The sequence below is a fragment of the Sphingomonas benefaciens genome (assembly GCF_052907485.1).
Window position 1 is genome coordinate 942,897 of record NZ_JBREIC010000001.1, and the last position, 19,667, is coordinate 962,563.

The 19,667-nt window shown below is 67.2% G+C and carries 26 protein-coding genes and 1 tRNA gene; 15 read left to right on the top strand and 12 right to left on the bottom strand.

What is annotated here, in order from left to right; translation table 11 throughout:
- Nucleotides 1-15 precede the first annotated feature (15 nt).
- Together ACU5AX_RS04565 and ACU5AX_RS04570 are read right to left on the bottom strand one after the other, a co-directional pair.
- Nucleotides 16-564, bottom strand: coding sequence for a hypothetical protein (locus ACU5AX_RS04565; RefSeq protein WP_446689843.1), 549 nt, complete (start codon nt 562-564; stop codon nt 16-18).
- 29 nt (nt 565-593) lie between these two features.
- The gene (locus ACU5AX_RS04570; protein ID WP_198352553.1) at nt 594-1,310 is read right to left on the bottom strand and encodes an AAA family ATPase; all 717 of its coding nucleotides are present in this window, start codon (nt 1,308-1,310) and stop codon (nt 594-596) included.
- 162 nt (nt 1,311-1,472) lie between these two features.
- Between ACU5AX_RS04570 and ACU5AX_RS04575 the strand changes: the two genes are divergently transcribed.
- A complete protein-coding gene (locus ACU5AX_RS04575) occupies nt 1,473-2,516 on the top strand; it encodes an SPOR domain-containing protein (RefSeq protein WP_446689844.1) in 1,044 nt (347 codons plus the stop codon).
- A 19-nt stretch (nt 2,517-2,535) separates the two neighbouring features.
- On the opposite strand, the gene serB is transcribed toward ACU5AX_RS04575, so the two are convergent.
- Nucleotides 2,536-3,414, bottom strand: a complete 879-nt coding sequence (gene serB, locus ACU5AX_RS04580) for a phosphoserine phosphatase SerB (RefSeq protein ID WP_446690468.1) — start codon at nt 3,412-3,414, stop codon at nt 2,536-2,538.
- On the opposite strand from serB, the gene miaA reads away from it, so the two are divergent.
- The 5 genes from miaA to ACU5AX_RS04605 all read left to right on the top strand — a co-directional run bounded on the left by miaA (nt 3,395) and on the right by ACU5AX_RS04605 (nt 8,639).
- A complete protein-coding gene (gene miaA / locus ACU5AX_RS04585) occupies nt 3,395-4,342 on the top strand; it encodes a tRNA (adenosine(37)-N6)-dimethylallyltransferase MiaA (protein WP_446689845.1) in 948 nt (315 codons plus the stop codon). The genes serB and miaA overlap by 20 nt on opposite strands.
- Before the next feature lie 62 nt (nt 4,343-4,404).
- Nucleotides 4,405-6,150 (top strand): acetolactate synthase 3 large subunit, encoded by a 1,746-nt coding sequence (locus ACU5AX_RS04590; RefSeq protein ID WP_198352528.1) that lies wholly within the window; start codon nt 4,405-4,407, stop codon nt 6,148-6,150.
- A gap of 95 nt (nt 6,151-6,245) precedes the next feature.
- Entirely contained in the window at nt 6,246-6,761 is a 516-nt protein-coding gene (ilvN, locus tag ACU5AX_RS04595) for an acetolactate synthase small subunit (protein ID WP_198352527.1), read from the top strand.
- Between the two features lie 100 nt (nt 6,762-6,861).
- Complete coding sequence (gene ilvC / locus ACU5AX_RS04600) at nt 6,862-7,881, top strand: ketol-acid reductoisomerase (protein ID WP_446689846.1); 1,020 nt, start codon at nt 6,862-6,864, stop codon at nt 7,879-7,881.
- 143 nt (nt 7,882-8,024) lie between these two features.
- On the top strand, nt 8,025-8,639 hold the full coding sequence (locus ACU5AX_RS04605) for a YceI family protein (RefSeq protein ID WP_198352525.1): 615 nt from the start codon (nt 8,025-8,027) through the stop codon (nt 8,637-8,639).
- A 27-nt stretch (nt 8,640-8,666) separates the two neighbouring features.
- On the opposite strand, the gene ACU5AX_RS04610 is transcribed toward ACU5AX_RS04605, so the two are convergent.
- Entirely contained in the window at nt 8,667-9,059 is a 393-nt protein-coding gene (locus ACU5AX_RS04610; protein WP_446689847.1) for a BLUF domain-containing protein, read from the bottom strand.
- A 289-nt stretch (nt 9,060-9,348) separates the two neighbouring features.
- Here ACU5AX_RS04610 and leuA point away from each other — a divergent pair, with 289 nt between their 5' ends.
- Nucleotides 9,349-11,028, top strand: coding sequence for a 2-isopropylmalate synthase (leuA, locus tag ACU5AX_RS04615; protein WP_446689848.1), 1,680 nt, complete (start codon nt 9,349-9,351; stop codon nt 11,026-11,028).
- Nucleotides 11,029-11,222: 194 nt separating this feature from the next.
- Nucleotides 11,223-11,471 (top strand): DUF6894 family protein, encoded by a 249-nt coding sequence (locus ACU5AX_RS04620; RefSeq protein ID WP_443024690.1) that lies wholly within the window; start codon nt 11,223-11,225, stop codon nt 11,469-11,471.
- 85 nt (nt 11,472-11,556) lie between these two features.
- On the opposite strand, the gene ACU5AX_RS04625 is transcribed toward ACU5AX_RS04620, so the two are convergent.
- The 4 genes from ACU5AX_RS04625 to folE form a co-directional block, all read right to left on the bottom strand.
- Complete coding sequence (locus ACU5AX_RS04625) at nt 11,557-11,901, bottom strand: hypothetical protein (RefSeq protein WP_446689849.1); 345 nt, start codon at nt 11,899-11,901, stop codon at nt 11,557-11,559.
- 103 nt (nt 11,902-12,004) lie between these two features.
- Nucleotides 12,005-12,355, bottom strand: coding sequence for a dihydroneopterin aldolase (locus ACU5AX_RS04630; protein ID WP_446689850.1), 351 nt, complete (start codon nt 12,353-12,355; stop codon nt 12,005-12,007).
- Nucleotides 12,348-13,133, bottom strand: coding sequence for an SDR family oxidoreductase (locus tag ACU5AX_RS04635; protein WP_446689851.1), 786 nt, complete (start codon nt 13,131-13,133; stop codon nt 12,348-12,350). Before ACU5AX_RS04635 ends, ACU5AX_RS04630 begins: the two co-directional genes overlap by 8 nt.
- The gene (folE, locus tag ACU5AX_RS04640; RefSeq protein WP_446689852.1) at nt 13,130-13,759 is read right to left on the bottom strand and encodes a GTP cyclohydrolase I FolE; all 630 of its coding nucleotides are present in this window, start codon (nt 13,757-13,759) and stop codon (nt 13,130-13,132) included. The genes ACU5AX_RS04635 and folE overlap by 4 nt, the downstream gene beginning before the upstream one ends.
- 175 nt (nt 13,760-13,934) lie before the next feature.
- On the opposite strand from folE, the gene ACU5AX_RS04645 reads away from it, so the two are divergent.
- The 3 genes from ACU5AX_RS04645 to ACU5AX_RS04655 all read left to right on the top strand — a co-directional run bounded on the left by ACU5AX_RS04645 (nt 13,935) and on the right by ACU5AX_RS04655 (nt 14,821).
- Entirely contained in the window at nt 13,935-14,141 is a 207-nt protein-coding gene (locus tag ACU5AX_RS04645) for a hypervirulence associated TUDOR domain-containing protein (protein ID WP_198352517.1), read from the top strand.
- A gap of 47 nt (nt 14,142-14,188) precedes the next feature.
- Nucleotides 14,189-14,449: an SWIB/MDM2 domain-containing protein gene (locus ACU5AX_RS04650; RefSeq protein ID WP_198352516.1), complete on the top strand. Its 261-nt coding sequence runs from the start codon at nt 14,189-14,191 to the stop codon at nt 14,447-14,449.
- 141 nt (nt 14,450-14,590) lie between these two features.
- A complete protein-coding gene (locus tag ACU5AX_RS04655) occupies nt 14,591-14,821 on the top strand; it encodes a hypothetical protein (RefSeq protein WP_446689853.1) in 231 nt (76 codons plus the stop codon).
- Between the two features lie 474 nt (nt 14,822-15,295).
- Here ACU5AX_RS04655 and ACU5AX_RS04660 read toward each other — a convergent pair whose 3' ends face one another.
- The 4 genes from ACU5AX_RS04660 to ACU5AX_RS04675 form a co-directional block, all read right to left on the bottom strand.
- Nucleotides 15,296-15,607: a hypothetical protein gene (locus ACU5AX_RS04660; protein WP_446689854.1), complete on the bottom strand. Its 312-nt coding sequence runs from the start codon at nt 15,605-15,607 to the stop codon at nt 15,296-15,298.
- Complete coding sequence (locus ACU5AX_RS04665) at nt 15,604-16,665, bottom strand: hypothetical protein (RefSeq protein WP_446689855.1); 1,062 nt, start codon at nt 16,663-16,665, stop codon at nt 15,604-15,606. The genes ACU5AX_RS04660 and ACU5AX_RS04665 overlap by 4 nt, the downstream gene beginning before the upstream one ends.
- Before the next feature lie 120 nt (nt 16,666-16,785).
- Nucleotides 16,786-16,870: transfer RNA gene (locus ACU5AX_RS04670), tRNA-Leu, on the bottom strand.
- A 57-nt stretch (nt 16,871-16,927) separates the two neighbouring features.
- Complete coding sequence (locus ACU5AX_RS04675; RefSeq protein WP_446689856.1) at nt 16,928-18,436, bottom strand: YifB family Mg chelatase-like AAA ATPase; 1,509 nt, start codon at nt 18,434-18,436, stop codon at nt 16,928-16,930.
- A 114-nt stretch (nt 18,437-18,550) separates the two neighbouring features.
- Between ACU5AX_RS04675 and ACU5AX_RS04680 the strand changes: the two genes are divergently transcribed.
- The 4 genes from ACU5AX_RS04680 to yidD all read left to right on the top strand — a co-directional run bounded on the left by ACU5AX_RS04680 (nt 18,551) and on the right by yidD (nt 19,661).
- Nucleotides 18,551-18,829: a hypothetical protein gene (locus tag ACU5AX_RS04680; protein ID WP_446689857.1), complete on the top strand. Its 279-nt coding sequence runs from the start codon at nt 18,551-18,553 to the stop codon at nt 18,827-18,829.
- Nucleotides 18,830-18,919: 90 nt separating this feature from the next.
- Nucleotides 18,920-19,054, top strand: coding sequence for a 50S ribosomal protein L34 (gene rpmH, locus ACU5AX_RS04685; RefSeq protein ID WP_076743215.1), 135 nt, complete (start codon nt 18,920-18,922; stop codon nt 19,052-19,054).
- A gap of 26 nt (nt 19,055-19,080) precedes the next feature.
- Nucleotides 19,081-19,452 (top strand): ribonuclease P protein component, encoded by a 372-nt coding sequence (rnpA, locus tag ACU5AX_RS04690; protein WP_232473794.1) that lies wholly within the window; start codon nt 19,081-19,083, stop codon nt 19,450-19,452.
- Entirely contained in the window at nt 19,449-19,661 is a 213-nt protein-coding gene (gene yidD / locus ACU5AX_RS04695; protein ID WP_198352510.1) for a membrane protein insertion efficiency factor YidD, read from the top strand. Before rnpA ends, yidD begins: the two co-directional genes overlap by 4 nt.
- Nucleotides 19,662-19,667 lie beyond the last annotated feature (6 nt).

Sequence of the window (19,667 nt, forward strand, 5' to 3'; positions counted from 1 at the left end):
GTCCCCCCAGGGAAATCAGCGCGTCTTGCGCGCGGGCGGAAGCTGCGCGACCAGCGCATCGACTTCCGGGATCGCGCCGATCAAGGCGTCGAGCGCTTCGGTCACCAGATCCTGCGACGATCGGTTGGTGATCGCCGAGGCGATGCGAAGCCGCAGATGGCGGTTGGCGTCCACGCGCAGCGTAAAGGCGGCCTTGCCGGCATGTTGCGTCTCGCGGCGCAGGCGCGTGGCCGTCGCGACGGACACGGACTTGACCACGGGTGTTGGCGCCACCGCCGCCTCGAGCCGCTCGCGCTCGACCAGCACCGGCGGGATCGTCTCGCTGGCTGATGACGGCGCGTCGACGGCCGGCAACGTCGCGGCGATAGGCGCCGCGGCCGGTGTCGGTGCCGGCGCCGGTTCGGGTGCGACGGGCATCGCCGCCGCAGCGGCATCGCCCATGTCGTTCCAGCCGAGGTCGTCCAGGCCCTGGGCGACGCCGCCGAAGCCGCTGAACCCCTGGCTGCGCATCGCCGGTCGCGCGTGCCCCTTGCGGGCGAGCAGCCCGGACGACAGCGACGCCATCGGTTTCGATCCGTTGCCGAACATCGGGCTCAGCCTCCAACCACGCGGCGGCCGAAGCCGCCGGCCGGCGTACGCCCGGCAAAGCCGTTGCCGGCACTCGGCACCGAAAAGACGGTACGCCGGAAATTCTTCTCCAGCCGGTCGGCGATATAGGTCCACAAGGCGCCGACCTCGGCGGCGGATCGGCCCGACGGGTCGACCTCCATCACCGTACGCCCGTCGATCATCGAGGCGGCAAAATCGGTCCGCTGATGCAGCGTGATCGGCGCGACGGTGCCATGTTGCGACAGCGCGACCGCGGCGTCGCTGGTGATCCTCGCCTTGGGCGTCGCGGCGTTGACGACGAAGATCAGCGGCTTGCCCGCACGGTCGCACAAATCGACGGTGGCGCCGACGGCACGCAGGTCGTGCGGGCTGGGCCGGGTCGGCACCACCACCAGCTCGGCGACGTTGATGACGCTCTGAATGGCCATGGTGATTGCCGGCGGCGTGTCGATCATCGCCAGCTTGAAGCCCTGCTGGCGCAGCACTTCCAGGTCGGCGGCGAGCCGCGCGACGGTGGTCTGGGCGAAGGCCGGAAATTCGGCGGTCCGCTCGTTCCACCAATCCGCCAGCGATCCCTGCGGATCGATGTCGATCAGGACGACCGGGCCGTGGCCCGCCATCTGTGCCTGAACGGCGAGGTGTCCGGACAAGGTCGTCTTGCCCGAACCGCCCTTTTGCGATGCCATCGCGAGAACGCGCATAGGCCCCCTTGGAAAATTGAACCGCGTGAATTTACGCGCCAGAGGTGCCAGAGCCGGGCTAAGAAGCGGTTAATGGCCGAAAAGCAGGGTTACCGCCGTTTTTGCCGCTTTGCCTTCCGTCGCATCGCCGGGCATGGTGGCGGAAAGGGCTCAAGGGGGCGAATGATGCGTTTCGCGAAGATCATGCCGGGAATTGGCGTCGCGGCGGGGCTGATGCTGGCGGTCGCGCCGGCCGCCGCACAGAACGTCAAGGCGGGCGTCGATGCCTGGGGCCGAGGCGACTACAAGACCGCGGTCGACCAGTGGCGCGGGCCGGCGGTGGCGGGCGACCCCGATGCGCAGTTCAACCTGGGTCAGGCCTATAAGCTCGGCCGCGGCGTGCCGCTCGACCCGGTGCTGGCGGAAAGCTGGTTCCGCAAGGCGGCGGTGCAGGGGCATTTCCAGGCCCAGGACAATTACGGCCTCGCGCTGTTCCAGGTCGGCAAGAAGGCCGATGCCGCGCCTTGGCTTGAAAAATCCGCTGCCCGCGGCGAACCGCGCGCGCAGCTCGTCCTCGGCACGATGCTGTTCAACGGCGACGGCCTGCCGGTCAATTATCCGCGCGCCTATGCGCTGATGACCCTGGCGGCCCAGTCGAAGATGGCCGCTGCGGCGGAGCCGGCGGCGCAGACGCTGGCGCAGATGGACCAGTATATCACGCCCGCCGACCGCGAACGCGGCACCGCGCTGGCGCAGCAGATGGCGGCGCAATATCGCATGCCCGCCGGTCCGGCGGCCGGCACGCCGACGCGCGCGGTGGCGAGTGCCGACGTGCCACCGTCGCGCGTCGAGGCCGAACGCCCCCGGCCTCGCCCGGTGCCGCGCACGTCGGCACCCGACCGGCCGGTGCCCGACCGGATCGTCGAACAGCCCGTCCAGACCCGGCCCGCGCCGCATCGCCCTGCCCCGGTCGCCGAGCGTTCGACGCCGGCGCCCGTCGCGGCTCCCACGGCCGGCGGCTGGCGCATCCAGCTCGGCGCGTTCAGCAGCCAGGCCAATGCCGAAGCGCAATGGGTGAAGGTGCGTGGCCGGCTCGGCGCGGCCAAGCCTGTCTACGCCCGCGCCGGCGCCCTGACCCGGTTGCAGGCGGGCGGTTTCGCCAGCAAGGCCGCGGCACAACGGGCGTGCAGCGCATCGGGCGTGTCCTGCGTCGTGGTCGCCCCCTGACGCTCGAGGCTTTGTCGGATCAGGCGATCCAGTCGGCGCGCCTGATCCCCTGCGCGTAGAGCAGCGCCGACAGGTCGCCGTGATCGATCCGCGCCGCCGCCGCCTCGGCGACGATTGGTTTGGCATGATAGGCGACGCCCAGCCCCGCCGCGCGGATCATCGCCAGATCGTTGGCGCCGTCGCCGACCGCCAGGCTGCGCGCGGGATCGATGCCCAGCGTGACGATCGCCTCGCGCAGCGTCGTCTCCTTGGTGGCGGCCCCGACGATCGGCTTGGCGACCGCGCCGGTCAGCCGCCCGTCCTCGATCAGCAGCCGATTGGCGATGGCGCGGTCGAAGCCGATCTCTGCCGCCACCGGCTCAGCGAAGCGGGTGAAGCCGCCCGACACCAGGATCGCCTGCCCGCCCCGCGCCCGCATCGTCCGCACCAGCGCCTTCGCGCCCGGCATGATCGTGACCCGTTCCGCCAGGCACGCCGCGATTACCGCTTCGTCGAGGCTGACGAGCAGCGCGACCCGCGCGTCCAGCGCAGCCTCGAAATCCAATTCGCCGCGCATGGCGCATTCGGTGACCGCCGCCACCTCCGCCTTGATGCCGGCATAATCGGCGAGTTCGTCGATACATTCGACGGTGATCATCGTCGAATCCATGTCGGCCACGAGAAGCGTCTTGGCGCGGCTAGCGGTCGGCTGCACGACGACGTCGATGCCGGCGAAGGCGCCGTCCAGCGCCACGCGCGCCGCAACGGCATCGCCGGCGAAGGGCAGGTCCGCCGCCTGCCCCACGTCGATCCACGTCGGCGCGGACGGGCCGCACCCTGCCTGCGCCAGCCGGTCGGCCGCCGCCGACAAATCGCCTGCATCGAACGTCCCTGCTGCTATGAGCGTCGCCGTGAACACCATCGTCTCCCGTCCCAGGCTGGCGCTCATCGCAGGGCCGACCGCGAGCGGCAAGTCCGCCGCCGCCATCCTGCTCGCCAAGCGACACGACGGTGTCGTCATCAATGCCGATGCCAGCCAAGTCTATGCCGACCTGCGCATCCTCACGGCGCGGCCGAGCGTGACTGAGGCGGCAGCGGCCCCGCATCGCCTGTTCGGCCATGTCGACGCAGCCGACGCCGGCTATTCGGCGGCCCGCTGGGCCGATGAGGCGAAGATCGCGATCGACGCCGCGCATGCTGCGGGCAGGCTGCCCATCCTCGTCGGCGGCACCGGCCTGTATCTTCGCACCCTGCTGGACGGCATCGCGCCGGTGCCGCCGATCGATCCGGCGATCCGCGCCGCCGTCCGCGCCCTGCCCGTGGCGGACGCGCATCGGATGCTCGCCCGGGAGGATCTCGCCGCCGCCGTACGGCTCGCCCCGGCCGACACGACGCGGGTGGCGCGGGCGCTCGAGGTGATCCGGTCGACCGGGCGCCCCCTCGCCGCCTGGCAAAGCGAGCGCGTCGGCGGCATCACCGACGCGGTAACGCTCGCCGCGGCCATCCTGCTGCCCGACCGCGAGCGGCTTGTCGAACGGATCGACCGCCGCTGCGAGCAGATGTTCGCCCAAGGCGCAGAGCAGGAGGTGGCACAGCTGCTCGCCCGCGACGACGTTCCCGCAGACGCGCCGATCCGCCGCGCCATCGGCGTGCCGCCGATCGCCGCCTGGCTGCAGGGCAGGTCGACGCGGGCCGCCGCGCTGGCGCAGGTGCAGATGGACACCCGCCGCTATGCCAAGCGGCAATACACGTGGTTCCGTCACCAACCACCGTCGAATTGGGTTGCAGCGAAAGATTCTGTCGATTTGACCACTGAAATAGATCGTTTGTTGTCGAATCCGGGTTGACCCTGCTTCCGCCGCCCTCTAACCGCCCAGCCCTCACCGGCAGTATACGGACGGAGGTTATCGTGGCGGAGCAAAGCGGAGCGGACATCCTGGTCGAGGCGCTGTGCGATCTCGGCGTGGAGGTCGTGTTCGGCTATCCCGGCGGTGCGGTTTTGCCGATCTACGACGCCATGTTCCGCTCGGGCCGGATCAAGCACATCCTGGTCCGTCACGAGCAGGCGGCGACGCATGCGGCGGAGGGCTATGCCCGCTCGACCGGCAAGCCGGGCGTGGTGCTCGTCACCTCCGGCCCCGGTGCGACCAATGCCGTCACCGGCATTACCGACGCCCTGCTCGATTCGATCCCGATGGTGGTCATCACCGGCCAGGTGCCGACCGGGCTGATCGGCACCGACGCCTTCCAGGAGGCGGACACCGTCGGCATCACCCGCCACTGCACCAAGCACAATTATCTGGTGAAGGACCCGGCGCGGCTCGGCCCGGTGATCCACGAGGCGTTCCATATCGCCACCTCGGGCCGCCCCGGTCCGGTGGTGATCGACATCCCCAAGGATGTGCAGGTCGCCACCGCCCGCTACACCAAGCCCGGTGCGATCCAGCACAAGACCTACCGTCCGCAGGTGAAGGCGCGACCGAGCGAGATCGAGCAGGTCGTCGACATGCTCGCCGCGGCGGAACGGCCGATCCTGTATACCGGCGGCGGCGTGATCAACGCCGGGCCCGCCGCCTCGCAGCTGCTCCGCGAGCTGGCCAAGGTGACGGGCGCGCCGGTCACCTCGACGCTGATGGGCCTCGGCGCCTTTCCGGCCTCGTCGCCCCAGTTCCTCGGCATGCTCGGCATGCATGGCACCTTTGAAGCCAATATGGCGATGAACCAGGCCGATCTGGTGGTCGCGATCGGCAGCCGGTTCGACGATCGCGTCACCGGCCGGCTCGACGCGTTCAGCCCGACGAGCCGCAAGGTACACATCGACATCGACCGGTCGAGCGTGAACAAGAACGTCCGCGTCGACCTGGCGATCATCGCCGACGCCGGCCACGCGATGGAGGACATGATCCGCGTCTGGAAGGCGCGTCAGCACCCGCGGCCGGATACGCGCGAATGGTGGCGCCGGATCGAGGGCTGGCGGGCGGTCAAATGCCTCGACTTTCCGGAAGCGGGCGAGGAGATCATGCCGCAGCGCGCGATCCGTGCGCTGTTCGAGGCGACGCATGCGCGCAACCCGATCATCACTACCGAGGTCGGTCAGCACCAAATGTGGGCGGCGCAGCATTTCGGCTTCGACGCCCCCAACAAATGGCTGACCAGCGGCGGTCTCGGCACGATGGGCTATGGCCTGCCCGCGGCGATCGGCGCGCAGCTCGGCAATCCCAAGGCTTTGGTCATCGACATCGCCGGCGAGGCGTCGATCCAGATGAACATCCAGGAGCTGGCAACGGCGACGCAATATCGGCTGCCGGTCAAGATCTTCATCCTCAACAACGAATATATGGGGATGGTGCGCCAGTGGCAGGAGCTGACCTACGAGAGCCGCTATGCCGAAAGCTATTCGGACAGCCTGCCCGACTTCGTGAAGCTGGGCGAGGCCTATGGCTGGAAGGGCATTCGGATCGAGGCGCGCGACGCTTTGGAGGATGGCATCCAGGCGATGCTCGACCATGATGGACCGGTGATCGTCGACTGCCGCGTCGCGAAGCTCGCCAATTGCTTCCCGATGATCCCGTCGGGCGCGGCGCATACCGACATGATCCTGCAAGCGAACGAGGTGTCGGGCACGATGGACGATGAGGCCAAGGCGCTGGTTTGACATGATCGTCACCCCAGCGAACGCTGGGGACTCAAGCCGCCAGAACCCGCTCAAAGAACAGGGAGACCCCGGCATTCGCCGGGGTGACGATCCGGATGCACATCAAGACCGAAGCCGCCGAACGACATACGCTGTCGGTGATCGTCGACAACGAACCGGGCATCCTCGCCCGGATCGCCGGCCTGTTCACCGCGCGCGGTTACAATATCGAAAGCCTGACCGTGTCGGAGATCACCCACGACAAGGCGGTCAGCCGGATCACCATCGTCACCAGCGCCTCGCCGCCGGTGATGGAGCAGATCATCGCCCAGCTTGACCGGCTGGTACCGGTACATAAAGTTACCGATCTCAGTGCTTTAGGCCCGCACGTTGAGCGCGAGCTGGCCTTGGTCAAGGTGGCGGGCAGCGGCGACCACCGGATCGAGGCGCTGCGCCTGGCGGAGGTCTATCGCGCCCGCGTCGTCGACGCGACGATCGGCTCCTTCGTCTTCGAGGTGACCGGCACAAGCGAGAAGATTGACAAGTTTGTCGAACTGATGGGCGAGGTCGGCCTGGTCGAGGTCGCCCGCACCGGCATCGTCGCCATCGCGCGGGGCAAGGACGCCGCTTAGCTCCACCCCTTTCGTCATCCCCGCCGAGGCGGGTATCCATAACCACTAGCGTCTGCGGGTCTGGATTCCCGCCTTCGCGGGAAGGACAAGGAAGTAGAACATGAAGGTCTATTACGATCGCGACGCCGATCTCAACCTGATCACCGACAAGAAGATCGTGATCCTCGGCTACGGCTCGCAGGGCCATGCCCACGCCCAGAACCTGCGTGATTCGGGGGTCAAGGACGTCGCGATCGCGCTGCGGCCCGGCTCGGCGTCCGCCGCCAAGGCCGAGGCCGCGGGCTTCAAGGTGCTGTCGAACAAGGAAGCTGCGGGCTGGGCCGACATCCTGATGATGCTCGCCCCCGACGAGCATCAGGCGGCGATTTGGGATCAGGACCTGAAGGGCAACATGAAGCCGGGCAGTGCGATCGCCTTCGCCCACGGCCTCAACGTGCATTTCGGCCTGATCGAACCGCCGGCGGACATCGACGTGATCATGATCGCCCCCAAGGGGCCGGGCCATACCGTGCGCAGCGAATATGTCCGCGGCGGCGGCGTCCCCTGCCTGATCGCGATCCACCAGGACGCCAGCGGCAACGCCCATGACATCGCGCTCGCATATGCCAGTGGCGTTGGCGGCGGCCGCTCCGGCATCATCGAGACCAATTTCAAGGAAGAGTGCGAGACCGACCTGTTCGGCGAGCAAGCGGTGCTGTGCGGCGGTATCACCCATCTGATCCAGGCCGGCTTCGAGACGCTGGTCGACGCCGGCTATGCACCGGAGATGGCCTATTTCGAGTGCCTGCACGAGACCAAGCTGATCGTCGACCTGCTCTATGAGGGCGGCATCGCCAACATGCGCTATTCGATCAGCAACACCGCCGAATATGGCGACATCACGACCGGCCCGCGGATCATCACCGACGAGACCAAGAAGGAGATGAAGCGGGTGCTCGCCGACATCCAGTCGGGCCGCTTCGTCAAGAATTTCGTCCTCGACAACCGCGCCGGCCAACCCGAGTTGAAGGCCGCGCGCAAGGCGGCGGAAGCGCATCCGATCGAGAAGACGGGCGCGGAACTGCGCGCCATGATGCCGTGGATCGGCGCCAACAAGCTGGTCGACAGGGCGAAGAACTAAACGAAGCGCCGCCGCCCTCATCTCGCTCCGGTGGTGCGCCGGCGGGATGAGGGCGGCGGCCCGCAACCGATCGTTTCCGTTCCGGCACTTCCCGGCGCGTCGGCGTTATGGTCAAACCGCCCTGTCATTCAGGGAGACCATCCATGCGCCTTATTCTCGCCGCCGCGGTCGCCGCGGTCGCCATTCCTGCCGCCGCGCAGATCATTCCGACCGCCCCCGGACAGCCCGGTCAGCCGGCAACGAAGGTCCCGGCCGGCACCTATCAGGTCGACCCCTTCCACACTCAGGTTTCTTGGGAAGTGAACCACATGGGCTTCTCGATCCTGGAAGGCATGTTCGGCGCGTCGGGCGGCTCGATCACCATCGACCCGGCCAAACCCGCTGCCGCCAAGGTCGAGGTGACGTTCCAGGTCGACCAGCTCAGCACGACCGCGGCCCCGTTTGCCAAGCACCTTCAGTCGAAGGACTTTTTCGACGCCGCAACATATCCGACGGCGCGTTTCGTCTCGACCGGCGTGACGCCGCGCGGCGGCAACAAGGCGACGATCACCGGCAATCTGACGATCAAGGACCAGACCAAGCCGGTGACGATCGACGCGACCTTCATCGGCGCGGGCACCAACCCGATGAACAAGAAGCTGAATTTCGGCTTTGACGGCACCACGACGATCAAGCGCAGCGACTTCGGCGTCGGCGCTTATGCTCCCGTCGTCTCCGATACGGTGAAGCTGCACATCCACGCCGCTTTCACCGCTTAATAAACACGATGCGGGCGCCGGCGCGGCTCAGGCCGCCCGGCGTACCCGCGCGAACCCCTCGAACGTCGCGCGCACCGCGGCGTCGGCGCCCTCCGACAGGCGCAGCACGCGCTCCAGCGCATCCCCGGCCTCACCCGGCTTGGCATAGGCCATCGCCCATTCGCCGAATTCGCGCGCCTCGATCTCGCGGCTCGACAGCAGCACCAGCGCGTGATGGCGAGGATCGGCCTGGATGCGGGCGAAGGTCGCATCGACCGCGGCATCGCTGCCCTCCAGCGCCTGCAGAAAGCGCTTGCCGTCGAAGAACAGCAAACCCGTGACGCGATCGCGCGCATTGTTGCGCCGCGACTGCGCCAGAATCGCATCGGAGTCGGCGACGATACCGCGCCGGATGGTGCTAATATAGACGAGTTGGCGCATGTTCCGGCCCTTTACAACCTGGGTTAATGAGCCCCCGCTCGTACCCGATTGCGCCTAACATCAACCCGTTAACGAACCGGTTCGCGATCATGACCTTTGTCGTGCTGGACAAGTGTCGATGAGGCCGGCATGACGCGGCCAGCATGATCAGCGCGCGCCTTCTTCGACTTATCCGCCCTTGAGGGTGGTCGTGCGCCCGCGCGCCGCCTTCAAGGGCCGACCTCGCACCAGCGCCATCTAACGCCGCGAAGTCCCGACCGTCGCGGCCAGAGCCGGGAAACCCGACGACATGCTCCGCGATCCTTCGACCAAGTACCGCCCCTTCCCCACCGTGCCCCTGCCCGACCGGCAGTGGCCGAGCCGCACCATCACCCACGCTCCCCGCTGGCTGTCGACCGACCTGCGAGATGGCAATCAGGCGCTGATCGACCCGATGGATGCCGACAAGAAAGGCCGGTTCTTCGATCTGATCTGCAAGGTCGGCATCAAGGAGATTGAGGTCGGCTTCCCGAGCGCCGGCGCGACCGAGTTCGACTTCATCAGCGGCCTCGTCCGCCAGGATCGGATTCCGGACGACGTGACGGTGCAGGTGCTCACCCAGTCGCGCCGCGACTTGATCGAAACCAGCTTCGCCGCCCTGGAAGGCGCGCCGCGTGCGATCGTGCACCTGTATAACGCCGTCTCGCCGGCGTGGCGCAAGATCGTGTTCGGGATGAGTCGCGACGAGGTGCGGGCCATCGCGGTCGAAGGTGCCAAGGTGCTGCGCGACCAAGCCGCCCGCTATCCCGGCACCGACTGGCATTTCGAATATAGTCCGGAGACCTTCTCCACCGCCGAACTCGAGTTTTCGGTCGAGGTCTGTGCGGCGGTGATGGATGTGTTGCAGCCGACGACGGACAAGCCGTTGATCCTCAACCTGCCGGCGACGGTCGAATGCGCGACGCCCAATGTCTATGCTGACCAGATCGAATGGTTTGGGCGCCATATCCCGAACCGCGAGACGGTCGTCATCTCGCTGCATACCCACAATGACCGCGGCACCGGCGTCGCGGCGGCGGAGTTGGGCCTGATGGCGGGCGCCGACCGGGTCGAGGGCTGCCTGCTCGGCAACGGTGAGCGCACGGGCAATTGTGACCTCGTCACGGTCGCGCTCAATATGTACACCCAGGGCGTCGACCCCGGCCTCGACCTGTCGGACATCGACGGCATCGTCGACATGGTCGAACATTGCACCAACCTGCCCGTCCATCCGCGCACGCCCTACGCCGGCGAGTTGGTGTTCACCGCCTTTTCGGGATCGCATCAGGACGCGATCAAGAAGGGCTTCGCGGCGCAGGCGGCGCGCAACGACGATATGTGGGAAGTCCCCTATCTGCCGATCGACCCGGCCGATCTCGGACGCAGCTACGAGGCGGTGATCCGCGTCAACTCGCAAAGTGGCAAGGGCGGCGTCGCCTGGATTCTCGAGCAGGACAAGGGATTGAAGCTGCCGAAACGGCTGCAGGCCGATTTCAGCCGCCACGTCCAGGCGCTGGCTGACGAGACCAGTCGCGAGCTTGGCGCCGCCGACATCTGGGGCCGGTTCAAGACGACCTATCTGCCCCGCGACGACGATCGCTTCGTGCTGCGCGACTATGAGGAACGCGGCAGTGCGGGCGACCGGCTGTTCGTCGGACGCGTCGCGGTGGACGGCGAGGAGCGGTCGATCAGCGGGCGCGGCAACGGCCTGATCTCGGGCGTCATCGCCGCGCTGGCGGAGACGACCGGACCGGCGCTCGACGTTGCGGACTTTAGCGAACATGCGATCGGTCATGGTGCCGATGCGCAGGCGGCCGCCTATGTCGAATGCCGGACCGCGGACGGGCGGACGGTATTCGGCGTCGGCATGGACTCGGACATAGCCACGGCGAGTGTCCGCGCCGTGCTCAGCGCAGCGAACCGCGCCCATCTCGCCACTTCCATGTCCTGACCGGGAGAAAGTCTCTGAGGGGCATAACGGCAACGACCGCCTGTCTCGTTGCTGAGAGAAGCGTCTTGGCCGGTCTCAAGACATCACGCGCGATGCCGGCAACACTCATGCAAAAAAACCGGAGATAGACTGACCTAAGTTGCTAACGGTGCTCAAACTCGGGTCTACCGCTTTCGCCTGGCGGAGGAGGCGGTGTGCCGCGATACTATTTTCATGTGCAGGACGGGATCAATCTTCCGGATCTAACGGGCCATGAATGCCGCGACCTTGCGGCAGCACAACGAATGGCGGTGCGACTGGCAGGCGATCTGATCCGAGAGCTCGGCACCGATCTTTGGCTCGATGGTCATTGGCAAATGAACGTCACCGACGACAATCAGCTGACTTTGTTCTGCCTGATGTTCACGGCGATCAATTCGCCCGCCATGGCCCTGCACCGCTAGTCGCCGCCGCGTCGATCAGACGGACGGGGCGGCTGGGCCGGCTCGATCGACCATCGTCCTACTAGGCGCCTCCCGCCGCCCGGCGTCAGGCCGAGCGACGGGTGGACGTCTCTCCTTCCCAACCGCGCCAGTAATCGTGACGCGCCCTGCGGTCCTCGTGCCGCGCAAAACGCGCGTCACGCCGAGCCTGTTCGCGGTGAAAGGAGGCGGCGCGGGCATAGGCATCGGTCGCGCGGTAATCGCCGTAATACGCGGCGGTCCGGGCGTTGCGCTCGTCGTTCCAGGCCTGCTGCGCGCGGACGTCGGCGCCATGATAGGCGCGATCCGCCTGCCAACGGTCGTAGCCTGCCGATTGAGCGCTGGCGCTCGTCGCGGTCAGCGCGGCACCGCCGGCCAGGATGGACAGAAGCGTGATTCGAAATCCTTGCATAACCTCGACTCCAACACGGGTGTGATCCCGATGATCGAGGAAGCGGTCGTCGGCTGAACGGGGACTGGACCTGACGTTTAGAGAGGAGACAGGATCGGCGACGTCACCGACCGCGCACGATCTCGCACCCCACCGCCGCGTCTGGATAGACGTCCATCTTCAGCGACCGGACCCGGACCTGCCGCACGCGCGAATCCTCGAGGCAAAGCGAAGCGATTGCCTCGACCAGCGTCTCCTGCAGTGCGAAGCCGGGACCGGTTGCGAGCGCGTGGATGCCCTCGCGAACGAAATCGTAATCGAGCACCTCCTCGATCCGGTCGGCGCTGGGCGGGGCGGGATAGTCGACGGTCAGCCAGACCGAGATACGCACCCGCTGTGGCAGCGCCTCGTGCGGATGGATGCCGAGGCGCATCGCAACCTCCAGCCCGTCGAGAATCGTCGTATAGTCAGCCATCGCGATCCTCGAACATGATGTCGCCGCCGCTTGGCAGGAAGCGCTGGCCGCAATCGACGTATAGGGTCTGGCCGGTGACGCTGCGCGCGCTGAGCAGATAAACGACCGCTTCCGCCACGGCCTCGGCGCCGACCGGGCGCCGCAGCAGGTTCTTGCGCGCGGCGCGGTCGAACTCGGCGTCGCTTTGATCGCCGCTTTTTAGCGTCAGCCCCGGCGCGACCGCATTGACCCTAACCTGCGGTGCCAGCGCCTGCGCCAGCATTGTTGTCGCGCCGGCGAGCGCGAATTTGGCCATCGAATAGGAAAAGAAGTCGGGATTGGGATTGGCGAGCTTCTGGTCGAGCAGATTGACCACGGCAGCGTCGGCGACGTCCGGCTGGGCAGCGAGCGCGGCGGCAAGCTGCGCCGGTGCCACCGCGTTGATCTGGTGCAAGCGCTGAGCCAGCGCAGCGTCGATCGCCTCCGGCCGGTCGAACTCGAAGCGGGAGGCACTGTTGACCAGGGCGGCAATCGGCGCGCCGGCGGCGGCGCGGGCGCGAGCGAACAGCGTCACCACCGCGGCGCTGTCGGCGAGATCACCCTGCACCGCGACGCCGCGCAATTCCCCGGCCAGCGCCTCCGCCTCCTCCTGCGAGGCACCGTAATGGATGACCGGGCGCCAGCCAGCGGTCGCGCAGGCCCCTGCGATCGCCGCGCCCAGCCGCTTGCCGCCGCCGGTGACGAGCACCCAGCGCTCGGCTGCTCCAGCCGCCGTCTCCCCTGCCGACGCCGCCGTCACGCGTGGGCGAGACCGATCAGCGACAGCACCTCCTTGCGGCTGCGTTCGTCATCGCGGAACACGCCCATCATGCGGCTGGTCACCATCGACACGCCCGGCGTGCGGACACCGCGCGCCGTCATGCAGGCATGGCTCGCCTCGATCACCACCGCGACCCCGACGGGTTTGAGATTGTCCCAGATGCAATCGGCGACTTCCGCCGTCAGCCGCTCCTGCACCTGCAAGCGTCGGGCGAAGCCGTGCAGGACGCGGGCGAGCTTGGAGATGCCGACGACATGGTCCTTGGGCAGATAGGCGATGTGCGCCTTGCCGATGATCGGCGCCATATGGTGTTCGCAATGCGACTGGAACGGAATGTCCTTGAGCAGCACGATCTCGTCATAGCCGCCGACTTCCTCGAACACCCGCGACAGATGATGGGCGGGGTCCTCGCCATAGCCGGCGCAATATTCACGCCACGCCTTGGCGACGCGGCGCGGCGTGTCGATCAGCCCCTCGCGCGTCGGATCGTCGCCGGCCCAGCGGATCAGCGTGCGCACCGCCTCCGCCACGTCCGCCGGAATCTCGCCTGCGGGCGCCGCTGCCACGAGGTCGCCGTCGTCGGGTGTCGCGCGGCTATCGGTCATCGTTGCTCTATCCTCCTGTCGCCGCCGGCCTGCGCGGCGGCGGGCGACCATAGGTGCGAACGCCGGGATCGGCCAGTGGGCTCCCCACCCCGCGCCGCCCGCCCAGCCCCGCCGCACAATGCAACTCTTTGCCGCATTGACGCGCTTTGCGGTGGATCAAGATGAGGAGAGAGACATGGCACAGGACCTGAAGAAAGGCGACGACGTCACCTGGAAGAGCCACGGCGGCACCGCCCATGGCGAGGTCGAGAAGAAGGTGACCAGCGACACCAAGATCAAGGGTCACACGGTCCGCGCTTCGAAGGAGGAGCCGCAGTACATCGTAGAGAGTGACAACGGCGGAAAGGCGGCGCACAAGGCAGGCGCGCTCAAGAAGGCGTGAATCGCTCCGCCCGGCGACACGGACCGGGCGTAACAGGAAGGAATGCGATGGCTACCACTACCAAGACCGGCGGCATCCACGCCCCCGTTCAGCCCTCGGAAGAGCTCGGCGCCGTGGTCGGCAACGAGAAGCTGCCGCGCAGCCAGGTGATCAGCAAGGTGTGGGACTATATCAAGTCCAACAACCTGCAGAACCCGGAGAACAAGCGCGAGATCCTCGCCGACGACAAGCTGAAGAAGGTGTTCGGCAAGGACAAGGTCACGATGTTCGAGATGAACAAGTACATCTCGCAGCATGTGAAGGCCTGATCACCGACACCGGTTTTGGACGAGACGGGGGGCGCGACGAGACGCGGCGCGCCCCCTTATACGATAACGGTGTGTCCCAATGCGGGACGTGGACATCGATAGGCTGCCGCGCCAGGAGCGCGAACGGTCGATCAGCGCGCCTTGCGCAAACTGATGAACGGCATCGCGATCGTCGACGCGATGATCATCAACGCGCCCGCCAGCACGTACATCCAGAAAGAACCCGGCTTCGCCGACATCATACCCGCCCCGAATCTGGCGTCGGACAGCGTTATCGCCGAACCGACCACTAACCCCGCACAAAAGCCGCGTAGCGGCGACCCCATCGTCCCGTCCCTTAGCTGTTCCAGCCGCCGTGCGCAAAATTGCTAGACGCGATTTGTTGCACTGGCTTGTCACGATCGACGGACGAAGTGTCGCAGAGTGTCGCACGCGACCAAGCGGCACTCCGTGGTGGCACGGCGGGAGCACCGGGGGGAGGCCCGCAACCGCCGTACCTTATTATGAGATGGGCCTGACGATTACGGAAAGCAAGGGTACGACCGCATGACCCTCGGCCATGGCATGACGCTCCGACCCCGTAATCCGAACCGGGCTGGCTCGTCCATCCGACCTGGTCATGGCACCGAAGCAGTCGACGCCGTTTGCTCCCCGTGTTGCCCATCGCAGATCCGATGCCGTCGACGGTAGAAACCGCTGAATTGCACAGGCGAACGACGACTAGGTCGCATCACGCCCGATCCGGAGATCATGCGCAGTGCCTGCACGGAGCAAATTCATCGCGACGTCACCAAGCTAGCTTCGACCGCCCCCATTCCACTCCGGCTTGCCAGGGCCCTCACCCGCTCACTCCTGCTCATCGCGCAGCCCTGTTAGCTCAGTCGACCCCACGGGGTCATCCTCAGCCAGTGTGTCTTCGAGAAAGAAACCCGCTGGGATGTCGAGCACCAACTGCCGTGCTTCCCCCTCATAATCCTGGGCGATGATCGGAAACGCATCCACGACCTGGCGCAGGAAGGGCTTGTCGAGTTCATCCACATCCGCCGCGAGACTTTCCAGCATGCTGACGGCCGTGTCGGGATGCAAATCCTCTTCGTCGGTCATATTCAAATGTATCACCATATTGGCGATGATGCGGGCAACCTGCAAAGCGATCATGGTTCTACCACCCTGACTTTGATGTTGGCGACTTTTTCTTTCTTGATGGCGTTAAAAGCTTTGATCCTCTGCGCGGCGGTCGGGACTTCCCACATGCCGTGAACACCGTTCTGCGCCAGGACTTTCGATTGCCGCAGGATCTGTGCGCGCGCATTCGGCAGGTTGACGACCTTCCACTTGCGATCGATCATATATTCGCCGTCAATCCCGTCGAACTTGACCCGCCGCGTCGTTCCGTCCGGCATCCGCCGCATCAGCGCAGGTGCGAGGCCGGGTCGCGCTCCAGGAGCTGCGTCATTGTACAGGGTTGATGGCAAACCTTTTTTGAGGGTTTCCTTGGACCAAGTTATCGAAGGCGGCTCACGGGCTGGATACACCTTGGCCATCTTCATCCAGCGAAGCGTGGCGACTCTGGACAGTGCAGTGTTTGTCACCCCGCCGATCGCAACGGTTCCGGCGGCGTGCCCGGTTACCCGACCAATATCCCGGGCCGAGGCGCTCGCGACCGCCTGCCCCGCCCGCGCGATCTGCCGATAGGCCGGCGTATCCTCGGCAGCGATCGCAGCATCCAGCATGGCCGCGACTCCGGCATTGGTCTCGCGGATCGTGGTCACTGGGTTCGTTGTGACCAGCGCATAGGTGTTTGAGACCGCGCCCTTGGCCGTGTCATACAGGCCTTCGCCCACGCCTGCGACAAAGTTGAAAACCGGGCCGCCGGCCTCTCCTCCCGCCCCTGGTCGGCGGGGGGTGCTGGAGAGCGCGCGCGATGCCTGGCGTCGCGCCATATCTTTGGCCGCATCCAACGATACGGCCGGTGCTCCCGCGACCGCCCCTTCTCGGACAAGCCGGCGTCGCGCGCCGCGAACAGCATCCCCCGCGCGCCTCCCTTCGCTGGCACCGCCCGCGCCGGAGAAGGTGAACCGACCATTGGCCGGATCATGCCACGGATTGAACTTGAGTTCGCGCCCGTCTTCGCTTGTGCAACGCGGCAGCCGTCCGGTCCGCAACCATTGTGCGAACAGCCGCCGTCGCTCGAGTGCCGACGATTCCGTCATCATTCCCGCCCCCCGATAAGGCACAATTAGGGAACGACGGCGCAAAAGTCAATCCAAACCGGACATAACACTTCGACGTGCGCGTGCCAGCGCCTTAACTACCGAGAATGATAGGAAAGAAGATGGTGCCCCTGGCCGGACTCGAACCAGCATGCCTTGCGGCGTTCGATTTTGAGTCGAATGCGTCTACCAATTTCGCCACAGGGGCAGCGAAGATCGGCGCGGTAGCCGATGGCGGCGGCGGGATCAACCGGCACGTCGCGAATCAGTTGGCGGGCGCGCGGCGGCGATAGCTCAGCGCTTCCGCGACGTGGGGCCGGCCTACGCCTTCGCTGCCGGCGAGATCGGCGATCGTGCGGGCGACACGCAGCACCCGCGTATAGCCGCGCGCGGAGAGGCGCATCGCCTTCGCCGCCTGGGCAAGTAGGGTGCGGCCGGCCTGATCGGGCGTGGCGACCGCCTCCAGCAATTTGCCATCCGCTTCCGCATTGGTGCGCGGGCCCTCCCCGGCATAGCGTGCCGCCTGCACCGCCCGCGCCGCTGCCACCCGCGCGGCGATCGCCACCGATCCCTCGCGCGCGGGCGGCAGCACGAGATCGGCAGCGGTGACGGCGGCGACCTCCACGTGCAGGTCGATACGGTCGAGCAGCGGCCCCGACACCCTGGCCTGATAATCGGCGGCGCAGCGCGGCGCACGGGCGCAGGCGAGGCTGGCATCGCCGAGATGACCGCAGCGGCACGGGTTCATCGCCGCGACGAGCTGGACGCGGGCGGGAAAGGTGACATGGGCATTGGCACGGGCGACAGTCACCGTGCCCGTCTCCAGCGGCTGGCGCAGCGAATCGAGCACGGCACGCTGGAATTCGGGCAGTTCGTCGAGGAACAGGACGCCGAGATGCGCGAGGCTGACCTCACCCGGCTTGACCCTCAGCCCGCCGCCGGTCAGTGCCGCCATCGATGCGCTGTGATGCGGCGCCCGGAAAGGGCGCGCCCGCGTCAGCCGGCCACCGGCGAGCGTTCCCGCCACCGACTGGACCATCGACACTTCCAGCGCCTCGGCCGCGTCGAGCGGGGGCAGGATGCCGGGCAGGCACGCGGCCATCAGCGACTTGCCGGCGCCCGGCGGCCCGATCATCAACAGATTGTGACCGCCGGCGGCAGCGATCTCCAACGCGCGCTTGGCCACCTCCTGCCCCCGGACCTGGGCGAGGTCCGGTCCGGGCGGCGGCGCGTCCACCTCGCCCGCCGGCGGCGGGGCGAGCAGGCCGTGCCCCTTGAAATGGTTGATCAGCGCCAGCAGGTCCGGCGCGGCGAGCACCTCCACCGATCCCGCCCAGGCCGCCTCCGCCCCCTGCGCCGCCGGACAGATCAGCCCCGCTCCCTCCGCCCCGGCATGGAGGGCGGCAAGCAGCACGCCGGGCGAGGATGCGATCCGCCCGTCGAGGCCGAGCTCGCCGACCACGATATAGTCCGTCAGCGCCTCGCTATCGATCACGCCCATCGCCGCGAGCAGGCCGAGCGCGATCGGCAGGTCGAAATGCGACCCCTCCTTGGGCAGGTCCGCGGGTGACAGATTAACGACGATCCGTTTCGGCGGCAGCGCCAGACCGAGAGCGGCGACGGCACCGCGCACCCGCTCCCGACTCTCCCCCACTGCCTTGTCGGCGAGACCGACGACGTAGAAGCCGGGCACGCCGGGGATCAGCTGCACCTGTACCTCGACCGCCCGCGCCTCCAGCCCCAGATACGCCACCGTCCGTACGATCGCCGCCATGCCTTGCCCCCGGACTGCTGCGATGTCACGCAGCCGGTCATAGCTATACATAGGCGCGAATCCGCCTCCTCGGTGTCTTGCGCTCCTATGTCACCACCACCAGATGGACCCTCGATGAGCGATCGCCACCCCGCCCTGCGCATCCTGCAATTGACGGTGGGCGTGCTGCTGATCGTCGGGGCGGGCATCGTGGCTCCGCTACCTGGGCCGGGCGGTATCTTCCTGTTTGCTGGCGGATTGGTGCTGATCCTGCGCAATTCGCGCTGGGCGCAGGTGCGCTTCGTGCGGCTGAAGCGGCGTTGGCCGCGGATCGGTGGCTTGGTTGACCGGGCGATGCGCCGACGCTCGGCGCTGCGCCGCCACGCCCGCGACAAGCAGCTGCGCTCGCGTTGACTTGCCGCCGTCTTGCGGGTAAGCGCCCCGACCATCCGGCCGCCCTTCGTGGTGGCCCTTTTCTATTTCGACGTATTCGAGGAATGAACCATGAAGCGGACCTTTCAGCCGAGCAACCTGGTGCGGGCGCGTCGCCACGGCTTCCGGGCGCGGATGGCGACGGTCGGCGGCCGCTCGGTGATCCGCGCGCGCCGGGCGCGCGGCCGCAAGAAGCTGTCGGCGTAATTCCCCCTGTCGGCCACGCCGACATATTGACGCTGACCCGCCGCCGCGATTTTGTGGCGGCGAATGCGGGCCTCCGCGCACCGATGCCAGGCTTCGTCCTGCTGGTGCGCCCCCGCGACGACGGTGACGCGACGATCCGCGTCGGCTTCACCGTCACCAAGAAGATCGGCAACGCCGTCGTCCGTAACCGCATGAAGCGGCGGTTGCGGGCGCTGGCGCGCGAGCTGTTGCCGACCGGCGGCATCCGCGGTGCGGACCATGTACTGATCGGCCGCGACGGGGGCGTCGAGCGCGACTTTGCCGCGCTGCGCAGCGAGTTCGGCAAGGCGCTGGGCAAGATCGCGCGCGGCGAATCGGCGCCTGCCCGCGGTCCTCGCCCGCCGAAGCGGCGCAAATGATCGCGCGGCTGCTCATCGTGTTCGTGCGACTCTGGCAGGTCGGCCCCTCGGTCGTCCTGCCGTCGTCCTGCCGCTACCAACCCTCCTGTTCGGCCTATGCAATTACGGCGCTTCGCCGCTATGGCGCGCTGAAGGGGGGCTGGCTGGCGGCGAAACGGATCGCGCGCTGTCATCCCTGGGGCGGGTACGGACCCGATCCCGTCCCGTAGAATTGG